Annotated in this window: 9 protein-coding genes; 6 read left to right on the top strand and 3 right to left on the bottom strand. The window is 71.7% G+C overall.

The genetic code is table 11. From position 1 onward, the window contains the following. Positions 1-404: 404 nt before the first annotated feature. Together K1J60_RS22340 and K1J60_RS22335 are read left to right on the top strand one after the other, a co-directional pair. Positions 405-1928: a PP2C family protein-serine/threonine phosphatase gene (locus tag K1J60_RS22340; RefSeq protein WP_220651625.1), complete on the top strand. Its 1524-nt coding sequence runs from the start codon at positions 405-407 to the stop codon at positions 1926-1928. Positions 1929-2292: 364 nt separating this feature from the next. Then, positions 2293-3777, top strand: coding sequence for an aminopeptidase P family protein (locus tag K1J60_RS22335; RefSeq protein WP_220647745.1), 1485 nt, complete (start codon positions 2293-2295; stop codon positions 3775-3777). Between the two features lie 207 nt (positions 3778-3984). Here K1J60_RS22335 and K1J60_RS22330 read toward each other — a convergent pair whose 3' ends face one another. Both K1J60_RS22330 and K1J60_RS22325 read right to left on the bottom strand, forming a co-directional pair. After that, entirely contained in the window at positions 3985-4818 is an 834-nt protein-coding gene (locus K1J60_RS22330) for a triphosphoribosyl-dephospho-CoA synthase (RefSeq protein WP_220647744.1), read from the bottom strand. 9 nt (positions 4819-4827) lie between these two features. Next, on the bottom strand, positions 4828-5775 hold the full coding sequence (locus tag K1J60_RS22325; RefSeq protein WP_220647743.1) for an intradiol ring-cleavage dioxygenase: 948 nt from the start codon (positions 5773-5775) through the stop codon (positions 4828-4830). Positions 5776-6157: 382 nt separating this feature from the next. Between K1J60_RS22325 and fxsA the strand changes: the two genes are divergently transcribed. The 4 genes from fxsA to fxsT all read left to right on the top strand — a co-directional run bounded on the left by fxsA (position 6158) and on the right by fxsT (position 14346). Continuing rightward, positions 6158-6355 (top strand): FxSxx-COOH cyclophane-containing RiPP peptide, encoded by a 198-nt coding sequence (gene fxsA / locus K1J60_RS22320; protein WP_220647742.1) that lies wholly within the window; start codon positions 6158-6160, stop codon positions 6353-6355. Positions 6356-6397: 42 nt separating this feature from the next. After that, positions 6398-8821, top strand: coding sequence for an FxsB family cyclophane-forming radical SAM/SPASM peptide maturase (locus K1J60_RS22315; protein WP_220647741.1), 2424 nt, complete (start codon positions 6398-6400; stop codon positions 8819-8821). 211 nt (positions 8822-9032) lie between these two features. After that, positions 9033-10283 carry a TIR-like protein FxsC gene (locus K1J60_RS22310; RefSeq protein WP_220647740.1) on the top strand — a complete coding sequence of 417 codons (1251 nt, stop codon included), beginning with the start codon at positions 9033-9035 and terminating at the stop codon, positions 10281-10283. A 70-nt stretch (positions 10284-10353) separates the two neighbouring features. Continuing rightward, positions 10354-14346, top strand: coding sequence for an FxSxx-COOH system tetratricopeptide repeat protein (gene fxsT / locus K1J60_RS22305; RefSeq protein WP_220647739.1), 3993 nt, complete (start codon positions 10354-10356; stop codon positions 14344-14346). Positions 14347-14432: 86 nt separating this feature from the next. On the opposite strand, the gene K1J60_RS22300 is transcribed toward fxsT, so the two are convergent. Continuing rightward, on the bottom strand, positions 14433-14879 hold the full coding sequence (locus tag K1J60_RS22300) for an ATP-binding protein (protein ID WP_086799720.1): 447 nt from the start codon (positions 14877-14879) through the stop codon (positions 14433-14435). Positions 14880-15142 lie beyond the last annotated feature (263 nt).

Here is a 15142-nt window from a genome sequence, read left to right as displayed (position 1 = left end):
ACAAGGGGAACCCCTGCGGGCCGAGCTCGGTTACGTCCGCGTCCATCGCTTGCGTCGACTTGCGTCTGTCAAAAGCATGGGCATGGCGTAGGGGTGGCGGCGCCTGGCGTTTTGCTGTCCCGCATGTGCTCGCCGCCTCCGCCACGGGAGGATGGGGCTCGGTCGTCGGTGGATAGGACGCCCGGGTCCGTCGCCAGGTTCCGGGTGGCCTCCGCCGCCCCTGGTCTTCACCGGGTACGTACCCATCACGACCGCTGTGACGCTCTGTTGAACAAGGCCAGTCGACCTCAGTACACCGTTCACCACAACACTTTTAGGCCAACTTAGCTTTCTTCAAAGGACTGGACAAGAAGCCGACAGCAGTCCAACAGCGCCTCATGGACACCAGATATCCCAGCAGGACAATGCTGGACATCTCCTCACGAGTGCGTGTACATGTGGAGACACTGCTAGCGGCGCAGAATGACATGGGGGTTTGCGATGCTTTTGAGCAATACGCACCGGTCGGAAAGCCGGAAACCATGAACGCCCCTCACCCTCCGAAAGTGGCTGGAATCGATTCAACGGTTCCCTCCCCCGCACACACTGTCGCGCCCGCGCCCGTCACCCCGAGCACCTCATCGGCCCCTTCCGCCACGGGACCGGCCACCGGCCCGGGAGCCGTGCTCCAGGACAGACTCGCGGGCTGGGTCTCGGACCTCACGACGCTGCACGAACTCACCGAACGCCTGACCCGCACGGACTCACTCGACAGCGCGCTGACGGAACTCCTGCACGCCGGAGCCGCTCTCGTCGGCGCCCGCCGGGGTCTCGTCGTCCTGGAACCGGCCGACGGACTCGGCCCGGACACCACCATCGGCCTCGGTCTCGGCCGCGCCGATCTCGGGCACATCGAGACCGTGCCCCGCAGCTCCCTGCCGTACGGCCGCATCCTCGACGGACTGCCCGGCGGCGACGGCGAGATCGCCCAGCCCGACCTGTTCGCCGAGGACGGTCTCGACCCCCGCCACCGCGAGGTCGCGGCCCGGCTCGGGTACGCGGCGAGCTACGCGCGCCCTCTGTCCACGGAGAAGGCCGGGCGGCTCGGCGCCGCCGTCTGGCTGTACGACGAGCCCGCGGAGCCGGTGGAGCGGCAGCGGCATCTCGTCGGGCTGTACGCGCGCTACGCCGCCGAGCACCTGGCACGGCTCGTCGAGGTCGAGCGCACCCGCGCGTCCATGGCGACCATCGCCGAGGAGCTGCTGCCCTCCCGGCTGCCCCGTGTCTCCGGTGTCCAGCTCGCGGCCCGGCACCGCACAGGGCCGCGCGGCGGTGGCGACTGGTACGACGCGCTGCCGCTGCCGGATGCCGCGCTCGGCCTCGCGGTCGGCGCGGTCACGGGGTCGGGACCCAGCGCGGTTGCCGCGATGGGACGACTGCGGGCCTCGCTGCGCGCCTACGCCGTGATGGAGGGGGAGGACCCCGTCGCCGTCCTCTCCGATCTGGAGCTGCTCCTGCGGCTCACCGAACCGGCCCGCTCCGCCACCGCGCTCTTCGCCTACGTCGAACCCGCGCTGCGCAAGATCACCCTGGCCGGTGCCGGACACAGTCCGCCGCTGGTGATCGGCGAGCGGCGCACGGAGTACGTGGAGACGTCCCTGTCCGCGCCACTCGGCATGCTCGCCTGCTGGGAGGCGCCCAGCGTCGAGCTGACCGCCGAACCAGGAGAAACCGTCCTGCTCTACACCGACGGCCTCCTCCAGCGCACCGGCGAGCCCGTCGACCGCGCCTTCACCCGCCTCCACGCGGCCGCCGCCGGCGTCCCCCGGGCGCTGCGCACCGACCCCGGCGCCCTCGCCGACCACATCCTCCACACGATGCTCCCGGACGGCCTCGACGAAGCACACGGCGCGGAGGACGTCGTGGTGCTGGCGGCGCGGTTCGAGTAGGCGGACGCGGCCAGCGGCGGCGTTGCGCCCCGACGGGTTCCGCGTTGCGCGTCCGCGACGGGCTTCGTGTGACAGACGGCAGACGACGCACGACGGAAGACGGAAGACGGGCGACGGGCGACGGGCGACGAGCGACGAGCATCGTGGCGCTGCATGCCGTACACCGACCGCGTTCTGGGCGAGGCGCACCGCAGGCCGGGCGGCGGGCGGCGCGGGGGCGTGCGCGTCGGGTGCCGGACGGTCCCTTTGGCTGCTTCCCGTGAGGGGGCGGTGACCCCTTGTGAGAGGCGGTCACACGCCCTTCGGCGTCTCCGGTGCGACCGTACGATGGACGGGGTCCAGTGCCGTACCTAGGAGGATGACCGTGGCGGACGAGCTCGAGCCGGCGACCCCGGAGACCGAGGCGACCGAAGCCGAGGAGCCCATCAAGCAGCGCAAGAACGGCCTGTACCCGGGCGTGTCCGACGAGCTGGCCGAGAGCATGAAGTCGGGCTGGGCCGACACCGAGCTGCACGGTCTGGAGCCGATCGCCCAGGCCGCCGAGACCGCCGCCCGCCGTGCCGCGCTCTCCGCGCGCTTCCCGGGCGACCGCCTGGTGATCCCCTCGGGGAACCTGAAGACCCGCTCGAACGACACCGAGTACCCCTTCCGGGCGTCGGTCGAGTACGCGTACCTCACCGGCAACCAGACGGAGGACGGCGTGCTCGTCCTGGAGCCCTCGGGCTCGGGCGAGGGCCACGACGCGACGATCTACCTGCTGCCGCGCTCCGACCGGGAGAACGGCGAGTTCTGGCTCTCCGGCCAGGGCGAGCTGTGGGTCGGCCGACGCCACTCGCTGACCGAGTCGGCGGAGCTGTACGGCATCCCCGCCGCCGACGTGCGCGAGCTGGCCGACAAGCTGCGCGAGGCCACCGGCCCGGTCCGGGTCGTCCGCGGCCACGACGCCGGCATCGAGGCGGCCCTCACCGACAAGGTCACCGCCGAGCGCGACGAGGAGCTGCGGGTCTTCCTGTCCGAGGCCCGGCTCGTCAAGGACGAGTTCGAGATCGGCGAGCTGCAGAAGGCGGTCGACTCGACCGTGCGCGGCTTCGAGGACGTCGTACGGGTGCTGGACAAGGCCGAGGCGACGTCGGAGCGCTACATCGAGGGAACGTTCTTCCTCCGTGCCCGGGTCGAGGGCAACGATGTCGGCTACGGCTCCATCTGCGCCGCCGGCCCGCACGCCACCACCCTGCACTGGGTCCGCAACGACGGTCCGGTCCGCTCCGGCGACCTCCTGCTGCTGGACGCGGGGGTCGAGACGCACACGTACTACACGGCCGACGTGACCCGGACCCTGCCGATCAACGGCACGTTCAGCGAGATCCAGAAGAAGATCTACGACGCCGTGTACGACGCCCAGGAAGCCGGTATCGCCGCCGTGCGGCCCGGCGGCAAGTACCGCGACTTCCACGACGCCGCGCAGCACGTCCTGGCCGAGCGGCTGGTCGAGTGGGGGCTCGTCGAGGGCCCCGTGGAGCGGGTCCTGGAGCTGGGACTCCAGCGCCGCTGGACCCTCCACGGCACCGGGCACATGCTCGGCATGGACGTCCACGACTGCGCCGCCGCGCGCGTCGAGTCGTATGTCGACGGGACCCTGGAGCCGGGGATGGTCCTGACCGTCGAGCCCGGCCTCTACTTCCAGGCCGACGACCTCACCGTCCCCGAGGAGTACCGGGGCATCGGCGTCCGCATCGAGGACGACATCCTGGTGACGGACGACGGCAACCGCAACCTGAGCGCCGGCCTGCCTCGTCGGTCGGACGAGATCGAGCTGTGGATGGCCTCGTTGAGGGGTTCGCGGGGCTGAGTGGGCCGGCTGTCCGGCTGCGGGTCCGGTGGGGCTGGGCCAAAAAGGCAGGGGCGCAGCCCCGCTTTTTTCGGGGCGCGGGGAACTGCGCGAGAAGCCCCACCGGACCGGCACCTGGGGGTCAAAGGGGCGCAGCCCCTTGAAAACAACCCCTTGAGGGCAGCACTTTGAGGAGGGGACGGGTAAGGGCGGCGGGGGCGGAAAACCCTAGGCGGGAACCCCCGCGACGGTGACAGGCAGCGCGTCCACGAACAACGCGCCGGCCAGCAACGACCCACTCCCCCGCGGACTCCACCCCCGCTCCTGAAGATCCACGTCGAACGCGGCCAGAGCCGCTCGCCCCGCCGCCGAGCCCGTACCGCCCGCGTCGATCACCCCCCGCGCCCCCGCCTGCACATGCCGCAGCCCGTGCGGACCGGCGGTGTACAGCAACTCGGTGTCCTGCAGCGTCGACATGACCGTGAGCAGCGCGTCGAGCCGGGCGTCCGTCTCCGGCGTCCCCGCCGTGCGGGCCTTCGCGAGTACGTCCAACGCCCGCCGCACATGGGGGAATCCGGCCCGCGCCTCGCCCCGGGCCCCGGCAGCCCCGTACTTGGCGGAGACCGACGACCCCCGGGACGGCCGCCGCAGCGCGCGCCGGTCGGGATGCGCGGCGATCTTCTTCGCGGTGGCGGCCAGTTCACGCCCCCGCGCCCCGGGGTCCATGGCCGCCGCGGCGACCAGGAGCCCGAGCACCCAGGTGGCGCCCCGGTGGCCGCCCCCGGCGAGCCGCGTCGAGTGTTCGGTGCAGCGGCCGATCGCCCCGAGTTCGGCCCGGAGTTCGGGCGTCGCCGCACCGTTGCGGCGGGCGCAGGCCGCCATCGCCGTGAGGCCGGGCACCAGCGCCTTCGCCGACCAGCGAAGGGCACGGTGGTCCTGCCGGGTGATCCGGGCGCCGAGATCGCGCGGGTCGGGCAGGCCGGGCTTGGGCATGAGTTCCAACTGCCGGGTCAGCGCGGCCACCGCGGCCCACGCGAGCGTCTCGTCCTCGCGGCTGCTCATGGCCGTACCCTACGAGGCCGACTCGGCGGCCGTGGCGCTGTCGGTCGGGGCGTCCGTCGGGGGCTCGCCCGACGGCGGCGTACCGCCCTCGCCACCACCGCTACCGCTACCGCTACCGGCGCCCGTGTTCTCGGCGTCGGGGTCGATACCGAGGGTGAGGAAACCCTTGTAACCGCGGGCCGGGTTCGCCTTCTTCACGGCTTCGAGGGTGAGCAGGCCGCCGGCGGCGCCGCCACCGTCGTACACCATGTCGTCGTCGAGGGTGGTGTAGCTGCCGGTGTGCCGGGAGTAGGGCTCCAGCGTGAAGACCTGCTGGGCGATCTCGTCGTCGAAGAAGAACTGGCCGGTGTAGTTGACCTTGCCGCCCTCGTACGTGCCGTCCTCCTTCTCGCCGCCGGTGTGCACCTTGACATGGATGTGGCAGGTGCGCGGGGTGTACCAACCGGGGAAGATGGTCTCGAACTTGACGACTCCGTTCGCATTCGCGATCTGATAGCCGCGGAGATAGGTGGCGTCGTCGGCGGTCGAACCGTCCTCGCTCTCGGCGGGCGCCGAGCCGCCGGGATTCGCGGTGGTGTAGCCGGAGTAGTAGCCCCAGGCGTCGCAGTGCCAGATCTCCACGGCCGCGCCGGGTACCGGGGTGCAGCCGTCGGTGGCGTCCACGACCGTGAGCCGCAGGGTCAGCGGAACACCGCTCTTGCCTTCGGTGATGTCCTTGCGGACCAGGGCGCCGTCCAGGTAGTACGGGCCCTCGGTGACGCTCGACATCAGCGTCATGCACGCGTCGGCGGTGCTCGTCGTGGAGGCCGTGGCCGTCGCCTCGGCGGTGCTCGTCGTTTCGTCCGCGAACGCCGCCTGGTACCCGGCGACCGCCAGACCGCCGGCGGCAACCGTCCCTCCGGTCACCGCGAGGGCGCGGCGCCGCGTGATCGTTTTGCTTTTGTGGCTTCCCGTCATACCCGTGAAGTTAGGGACGCGGCCCGTCAGGGAGCTGGGGTGCGGCTGTGCGGGGGCTGAGAGTACTGAGAACCCCGAAGCCGCCCGGAAGGGGCGGCCTTCCGCTCAACTGCCGTGTTCGCGGCGGGTGATGAGACGGTTCTCACGTTTGCCGCCCCGAATACGGACGAGGCTTGTGGTGCCGTCCGAAGCGCTCCTCGGCGTCGGCTATCTTCTGGTCGCGACCAGCAGTCGACCGGATATTCGGCGCTGTTCGCCCGTTCGGCCGCTAACTTCTTCTGTGGCCGATGCACGAGTGAGAATTTCCTGTCGGCATCTGCTTCATCGAGCCGCAAGACTCCGCAACCCCGTCAGTTTCCACGCACAGATTGATGAGGTCCCCATGAACGCATCCCTCGACCCCACGGCCGAAGAGTCGGGAGCCACGGCCGCTGTCGGTCCGGAGCGGGTGTCCTTGGTGCAGTTGGCGGCGCGGAGCGGCGGCGCACTGTCGCCCGCCCTGACCCGTGCCATGGCGAACGGTGCCGAACGCAGGGGTCCGGCCAGGGTCGCGGTGGCGGCTTTCCAGTCCTCCGTCTGACACCGCCGCCCCCACCCACCCCGCCGGGACCACCGACATCACATGACCGTCATGGGCCGACCGCTCCTGCCGTTGCGTCAGTTCGTGCTGAAGATGCACAGTCGCTGCGACCTCGCGTGCGACCACTGTTACGTGTACGAGCACGCCGACCAGAGCTGGAGCCGTCGGCCCGTGGTGGTGTCGGACGAGGTCCTGCGCGCCACGGCGGAACGCATCGCCGAACACGCCGGGGCGCACGGGCTGGCCGCCGTCCACGTGGTCCTGCACGGTGGCGAGCCCCTCCTCGCGGGCCGGACCCGGCTGCGCAGGGCCGCAACGGAACTGACGAGCGCCCTGAGCGGCGTGTGCGAGTTGGACCTGCGGATCCACACCAACGCCGTCACGCTCGACGAGCGGTTCCTGGACCTGTTCGACGAGTTCGACATCAAGGTCGGTGTCTCGCTGGACGGCGACCGGGCCGCGAACGACCTGCACCGCCGCTACGCCGACGGGCGCAGCAGCCACGACCGCGTCCTCAGAGGCATCGCCCTGCTCAACCGGCCCCACCGCCGCCATCTCTTCGCGGGCATCCTCTGCACCGTCGACCTGCGCAACGACCCGGTCGCCGTCCATGACGCGCTCGCCGCGCTCGCCCCGCCCCGCGTCGACTTCCTCCTCCCGCACGCCACCTGGGACGCGCCCCCCGCGCGCCCGGCCGAGGACACCGACGGCACGGCGTACGCGCGCTGGCTGCTGGCCGTCCACGACCGTTGGACCGCGACCGGTCGCACCATGGACGTCCGGGTGTTCGACTCGGTCCTGCGGACCCTGCGCGGCGAGAGCAGTCTGACCGAGTCGTTGGGCCTGGCGCCCGCGGACCTCGCCGTGATCGAGACCGACGGCACCTTCGAACAGGCGGACTCCCTCAAGACCGCGCACGACGGGGCTCCCGCCACCGGCCTGGACGTGTTCGGCGACTCCCTGGACGAGGTGGCCGCGCATCCGGGCATCCTGGCCCGGCAGCAGGGGCTGGAGGGGCTGGCCGAGCAGTGCCGGGCCTGCCCGGTGGTGCGCTCGTGCGGCGGCGGCCTCTACGCCCACCGGTACCGCTCCGACGGCAGCGGCTTCCGCAATCCGTCCGTGTACTGCTCCGACCTGCTGTCCCTCATCACCGACCTCCGGGACCGTCATATGACCGACCAGTCCGCGCGGCCGGCGCTCGCCGACCACCACCTGGCCGAACTGGCCACCGGACGCGGAACGGGCGCCACGGTGGACCTGCTGGCCCGCCACCAGCTCGCCCTGGTCCGCGAGCTGCTGGGTCTCGTGCGGCACGAGACGACGCTCGCGCCGGCGACCGAGGTCGGCCGGCGGGCGTGGGACACGCTGACCGCCCTCGACAGCGAGGCCCCCGAAGCCGTGGACCGGGTCCTGGCCCACCCCTATGTACGGTCCTGGGCGCTGAGCTGCCTCGGGGCCCGTCCGTCGCCGGGACCGACCGGGAGCGTCGCGGAGGCGGCCGGGACGACGGCCGCGCGCGGGATGGCGGAGATCGCCGCCGCCGCCGCGCTGCGGGCCGGGCGCCGGGCGTCGGTGCTCGTCCCGGTCCACGCCGGGCTGGTGCGGCTGCCCACGCTCGGGACCCTGACGGTGGAGGCGGACGCCGAGCGGGCCCTGGTGCGTACCGACGTCGACGGCTGCACGGTCCACGTGGGCGACCGGACGTACCCGATCGCCCGGAGCGGCCCCGGGGACCCCGCCTGGCGGGGCAGCCGACGGTTCGACCTGGACGGCTGGTCCGTGACCTTGGAGGACACCGACCCCTGGCGGGACTGCCACGGCCATCCGGCACACCCCCGGCTCACCGAGGGCGAGGCCGAGGCGTGGCGGGCCGACCTGACCGACGCCTGGGCCTGGATCCGCCGCGAACTGCCCCAGTACGCGCCGGGCATCGCCGCCGGGCTCCGGACGATCACCCCGCTCACGCCCTCCCCCGAGGGCGCGGAGATCAGCTCCGCGGCCCGCGACGCCTTCGGCGCGGTGGCCATCGCGCGCCCGTCCGCGCCGGAGACCCTGGCGCTGCTCCTCGTCCACGAGTTCCAGCATGTGAAGCTGGGTGCCGTGCTGGATCTGGTAGACCTCCACGACCCGACCTGCGAGACGTTGTTCTACGCGCCCTGGCGACCCGACCCGCGCCCACTGGAGGGGTTGTTGCAAGGGACGTACGCGCATCTCGCGGTGGTCGACTTCTGGCGGGCCCGGTGGCGGGGCGGGGGCGGGCAGGAGGCCGAGGTGCGGTTCTCCCGGTGGCGGGACCAGACGGCGGAGGCGCTCGGGACGCTGACGGGCTCCGGGGCGCTGACGGAGACCGGGAAGCGGTTCGTCGCGGGGCTCCGGGAGGCGCTGGCGAGGGACGAGGTGAGCGCGGACGCCCTGCGGGCGGCCCGGCGGGTGGCGGAGGAGCACCGGCGCGCTGTTCGGCCGTAGCGGAGCGAGGGGAAGTACAGGGGGGTGCAGGGGGAGTGCAGGGGGGTGCAGGCGAGTGGAGGGGAGCCCGGCACCCCTTGCTTCCGCCTGCGTGTTCGAAAGCTGGCGTGTCGGTGGGCCGAAGCCGGGACATTGAGCCCGTTCGTCATATTCCACGTGCGCCTGCCCCCTTCCTACACTGAGGAAAGTCACCGGGCATCGGGGGGCACGGGTGCGAGGAGATGCGGCCAGGGGCGGCGGAAGCCCTTATTTCTTCCTCAGTTACGCGCACACGCCGCGAAATGACGCCGGTGACACCGATCCGAACATCTGGGTGAGAAAGCTGTACGACGGGCTGTGCGCCCACATCATGCAGATGACCGATCTGCCGCGCGGCGCGCGGGCCGGCTTTCTGGACCAGGGCATGGCGGTCGGCACCCGGTGGACGGACGAGCTGTCGGAGAACCTCGCGCGCTGCAAGGTGTTCGTTCCCCTGTACTCGCCGCGCTATTTCATCAGCGAGCAGTGCGGGCGGGAGTGGTGGGCCTTCAGCCAGCGGCAGATCAGCCACCGGGCCCGGGGCGGCGCCACCCGTGAGCACGCGATCATCCCCGCGTTATGGGTGCCCGTGGAGCCCGCCCAATTACCGCACGCGGCCAAGGACCTGCAGTTCAACCACGTGTCGTTCGGCCAGGACTACGCGGAGGAGGGGTTCTACGGCCTGACCAAACTCCGTTACCTCCGGGACGAGTACGAGCGGGCCCTGTACCGGCTGGCCAAGCAGATCGTGCACGTGGCCAAGGTCACCGAGCTGGACGAGGGGCAGACGTACGACGAGTACGAGTCGCTCCCCAGCGCGTTCGGCGCCTCGGGCCATCCCCCGGAGTTCGACATCACGGTCATGGCGTGCACCCGCTCCGACCTGCCGCCGGGCGGTGAGCCCGACTGCTACGGGCAGCTGCCGCGCGACTGGAACCCGTACCACCCGGCGTCGACGCGCCCGCTCGGCGAACACGCGGCGGACCTGGTGCGCACCATGGACTACAAGGTCAACATCGGGGACTTCGAGAAGGACGTGGACCGACTGCTCGGGCCCGGCCCGCCCCGCGCCCCCGGGCTGCTGCTGCTCGACCGGTGGGCCCTCGCATCGGCCCGGGGCCGGGAGCTGATGGAACGGTTGTGCGAGGAGCAGCGGCCGTGGATCAGCGTGATGATCCCCCGGTGCGAGGACGACTCCGGGCCGGCCCGGGAGAAGAGGCTGACGGCGCTCACCGAGAAGGCCCTGGCCGCGCGGACGACGGAGGGCAGCGGCCACCGGACCCTCAACGGCGGTATCCGCACCCTGGACGCCTTCGGCAACGAACTGCAGACGGCCGTGAAGCAGGCCGTCGCCTCCTACGAGGCACACGCACGGACCTATCCACCGGCGGGCCCCCTCGTCGCACCCCCGCGGCTGCGGGGCCCGGCGGACCTGGGCGGCTAGGGCCGTTGCGCACCGGGACTCACGGGAGTACGGCAAGAGCGGGTCGGACAGGGCGGAGGACGGCAGGCGCATGACGGAGAACCGCAACGGCACGGTCATCACGTTCTACTCGTACAAGGGCGGCACCGGCCGGACCATGACGCTCGCGAACGTGGCGTGGATCCTGGCCGCGGGCGGACACCGCGTCCTGGCCGTCGACTGGGACCTGGAGGCACCCGGCCTGCACAAGTTCTTCCACCCGTTCCTCAACCCGGCGATGCTGCGGGCCACCCCCGGGCTGAGCAATCTCATCGGCGACTACCGCCGGGAGGCGCTGCGCGACCTGCCCGAGCGCGCCCCGGACTGGCACCGCAGGTACGCCCGCGTCCGGCCGCACGCGCTGACCCTCGACTGGACGTTCCCCGAGGGCGGCAGCCTGGACTTCCTCTCCGCCGGGCGGCGCCACGACGACTACCCGGTGATCGGCAACATGGACTGGGACCTCTTCTACGCCAGTTACGGCGGCGGCCAGTTCTTCGAGGCGATGCGCGCGGACATGCGGCGCCACTACGACTACACCCTGATCGACAGCCGTACCGGACTCAGCGACCTCGCCGACGTCTGCACCGTGCAGATGCCCAACACCCTCGTCGTCTGCTACACCCTCAGCGGCCAGAGCATCGAGGGCGCCGCCGCCGTCGCGCAGAGCATCCGGGAGCGGTTCGGCCACAAGGGCATCCGCATCCTGCCCCTCGCCATGCGCATCGACCTCGGTGAGAAGGACAAGCTCGACGCGGGGCGCGCCCTGGCCCGGGAGCGCTTCGCCGGACTGCCCGTCGGTCTGGACGGCGAGCGGCTGACCGACTACTGGTCGTCGATGGAGGTCCTCTACCAGCCGTACTACGCCTACGAGGAGATCCTCGCGGCCTTCGGCGACCCGCCGAAGACGGCCAACTCCATGCTGAGCGCCTGCGAACGGGTCACCTCCGTCATCACCGAGGGCCGGGTCACCCGGCTCCCCCTGATCGGCGAGGAGAAGCGGGCCCGTTACAAGGCCGCGTACACCCGCAAGCGCCCGCTGCCCGTCTCCCGGCTGGTGCTGTACTACGTCTCCGAGGACCGGATGTGGGTCGACTGGCTGGAGTCGGTGCTGCGGGACGCCGGCTTCGACGTGGCGCCGATGGACGTCCGGGCGCTGCCCCAGGACGCCGGGGGACTGCCGGGGGACGACGGCCGGGCGGCCGGCGCCGAGGACACGGCCGACGGCTCGGAGCGGCTGCTCGCCGTGGTCTCCCCCGCCTTCCTCGACTCCCGGCGGGCGCGCCGGGCCTGGGAGGACGCCGTGCACGCCGACGGGCGCAAGCCGGGGAGCCGGCCGGTGGCGGTCCGCGTCGACGACGTCCGGCTCAGCCTGCCGCAGGCCTCCCGGGGCGCCATCGACCTCACCCGGCTGGACGAGGAACAGGCCTACCGGACCCTGCTGACGAGCCTCGACCACCCGGACGTCCTGTCCGCGCCGCCGCGCGGGGGCGCCCGCTTCCCCAACACCGGCACCCGGATCTCCAACGTCCAGCCCCGCTACCCGTGGTTCACCGGCCGCTCACCGATCCTGGACCGGCTGCGCGAGCGCCTGGTCAGCGGGCGCTCCGGGCAACGGCTGCCCCAGGTGCTGCACGGTCTGGGCGGGGTGGGCAAGTCCCAGCTGGCCCGTGAGTACGCCCACCGGTTCAAGGCGGACTACGACCTGGTGTGGTGGATCGACGCCGAACAGCCGGACCTCGTGCTGCCGAAGGTGGCCGCCCTCGCGCAGGAACTGGACCTGCCGGTCGGCGACGACGTCTCCGAGGCGGCCGAAGCGGCGATGAGAGCACTCCGGCAGGGCGACCCGTGCGCCCGCTGGCTGCTGATCTTCGACAACGTCCCGGACCTGAGCCGGGCGTTGCCGCTCTTCCCGGGCCAGACGGCACCCCTGCGGGACCACGTGTACGGCCACATCCTCGTCACCACGCGCGATCGGCCCGGCTCGACGCTGGTGCAGTCGCTGGAGATGGAGGTCTTCACCCGCGAGGAGAGCGTGGAGCACCTGTGCCGCCGGGTGCCCGGACTGCGCGACACCGACGCGGACCGGGTCGCCGACGCACTGGGCGACCTGCCGCTCGCCGTGGAGGTCGCGGCGGCCTGGCTGGAGGCGACGGCCACACCGGTGGAGGAGTACATCGACCAGCTGCGCGAGCAGTCCACCCGGGTGCTGTCGGTGCAGGAGGCGGTGAACGCGGTCGAGTACCCGTCCTCCGTCGGCGCCACCTGGAACATCTCCATCACCCGGCTGCGCGAGGAGTCCCCGGCCGCGGCCCGGCTGCTCGAACTGTGCGCCTTCTTCTCGGCCGAGCCCATCTCCATGACCCTGATCAGCAGCGACGCGATGATCGACGCCCTGCTGCCGTACGACCGGGACCTGCGCGCCCGCTACATGCTCGGCCGCGTCACCCAGGCCCTGAACCGCTTCGCCCTCGCCAAGGTCGACTCCGCCGACAACTCCATCCAGGTGCACCGGCTGGTGCAGGCGGCGGTGCGGGACAGTCTGGACGACCAGCGGTACGTGGAGACCATCCACGAGGTGCACCGCGTTCTCGCCGCCGCACGGCCGCGCGAGGGCGCCGTGGACGATCCCGCGCAGTGGCTCGGGTTCGAGGTGATCTGGCCGCATCTGATGCCCTCGAACATCCGCGAGTGCGCGGAGGAGGAGCCCCGCCAGCTGATGGTGGACCGCGTCCGCTACCTGGGCAAACGCGGTGAGCTGCAGGCCGCCCGCACCCTGGCCACCGACCTCGACGAGCTGTGGACCAACGAGATCCTGGACGCGGACGACGAGCAGGTCCTCAACCTCCGGTTCCAGCTGGCCAACGTGCTGCGCTCCCAGGGCGACTACCAGGCCGCGCGCGCGATGGACGAGAGGACCCTGGACGGCCAGCGCCGACTGCTCGGCGAGGACCATCCGAACATCCTCATGACCTCGGGCAGCCTGGCCGCCGACCTGCGCGCGCTGGGGCGCTACAAGGAGGCGCTGGACCTGGACCTGCGCATCCACCTGGGTTTCAAGGAGATCTTCGGCGACGACCATCCGCGTACGCTCTCGGCGGCCAACAACCTGGCCATCGACCTGCGGCTGGCCGGCGACAGCGAAGCCGCCCGCAGGCTCACCGAGGACACGGTCCGCCGCCGCACCGCGCTGCTCGGCCCGACCCATCCGTACACGCTCGCCACCAAGGGGCACCAGGCGCGCGACCTGCGGGACCTCGGCGACTACCGGACCTCCGCCGAGCTCCTGCGCGAGGTCCGCGAGAGCTTCGAACAGGTTTTCAATCCGGGGGTGCCCGAAGTCCTCCAGGCCGACAAGAGCCTCGCGGTCTCCCTGCGCAAGGCGGGGCGTACCGCCGAGGCACTGCGGATCACCGAGGAGACCTGGAAGACGTACGCCCGCTACCACGACCGCTACGGCAGCACCATCCCCGAGGTCCTGGCCTGCGGACTCAACCTGGCCGCGGACTACTTCGCCACGGATCCCGAGGACGGTCCGGCGCGGGCGGTCCACCAGGTCGAGGAGGTGCTGGACGGGTACCAGGACTCGTTCGGCGCCGAACACCCGTTCACCATGTACTGCTTCAACAACCTCGCCATGTACCACCGGGCCCTCGGCAACACCGAGAAGGCGGAGGAACTGAGCCGCCACGCCCGCGACTGTCTGGCGGCCACGCTCGGGGACGACCACCCCGCCGTCCTGTCCGCCGGCCTCAACCTGGCCAACGCCTACGGGGACCGGGGCCTGTACGACCATGCCGAGCGCTCGGAACGCCAGGCCGTGGAGGGGCTGCGCCGACGGTTCGGCGCCGACCACCCCGATGTGCTGGTCGGCATGGGCAATCTGGCGATCACGCTGCGGGCCACGGGTCGTGAGGAGGCCGTGCGGCTCCAGGAGAAGGCGGCGACCCGACTGACCCAACTACTGGGCCGGAACCACCCGGTGACCGTGCTGGTCCGCGACTGGCAGCGGGTGGGGAGGGACTTGGAGCCGCATCAGATCTGACGCGGACGTCCCGGAAGCCGCCAGGGGCGTCTCCGAGAAGAGAGGAGCGGAGCGGAGAGGAAAGGAGCGGCGCGGCGCGGCGCGGACTACACGGCCACCAGCGGTGCGCCGTCGCGCCACTTCAGGATCTTGTCGAAGCTGACGATCGCTCCGCCGCGGCCCGGCTTGTTGCCGATGTGGACGTGGTCGGCGAGTTCCCGGATGAGGCAGAGGCCGCGGCCGTCCTCGGCGTCGGTGGGAGCCGGGCGGACCGGGTGGCGGTGCGGGAAGCCCGGGCCCGAGTCGGCCACCTCGATCCGGCACTTCTCACCGTCGAGGTAGGCGGTCACCCGGTACGCCTCGGTGGCGGTGCCGGCCGGGATCGCGCCGCCGTGCTCGACCGCGTTGGCGCAGGCCTCACTGAGGGCGATGGAGAGGTCGTAGGAGACGTCCGGATCGACACCCGCGGTCTCCATCGTGCCGATCAGCAGCCGCCGGGCGAGCGGCACGCTCGCGGCTTCACGCCGCAAATGGAGTGACCACCAGATGCTCATGCTCCAGCCTCCCGGCCGCGGCTCGACATACCGTTACGTATTGCCGCCGAGGGCCGAGCGCAATCGCCCGGAACCCGTCTGTCCGCCCATACGGCGGATGCGTCCCCCGCACATTCGGTGTATGCGGACCGAACCCTTCCGAATCACCCACAACTTCCACCACTTCCTTGCAGGTGGTTGGGCGATGACCGCACTCCCTTGCAGCTGGTTGGGCGATGACCGCACTCCCTTCAGCTCCGCACGGCGATCAGCGCACCCGCACA

Origin of the sequence: Streptomyces akebiae (assembly GCF_019599145.1) — a bacterium.
In the GTDB taxonomy this organism is placed as follows: domain Bacteria; phylum Actinomycetota; class Actinomycetes; order Streptomycetales; family Streptomycetaceae; genus Streptomyces; species Streptomyces akebiae.
The sequence above is the reverse complement of the archived record's forward strand: the minus strand, read 5'-3'. Positions and strand labels throughout refer to the sequence as shown.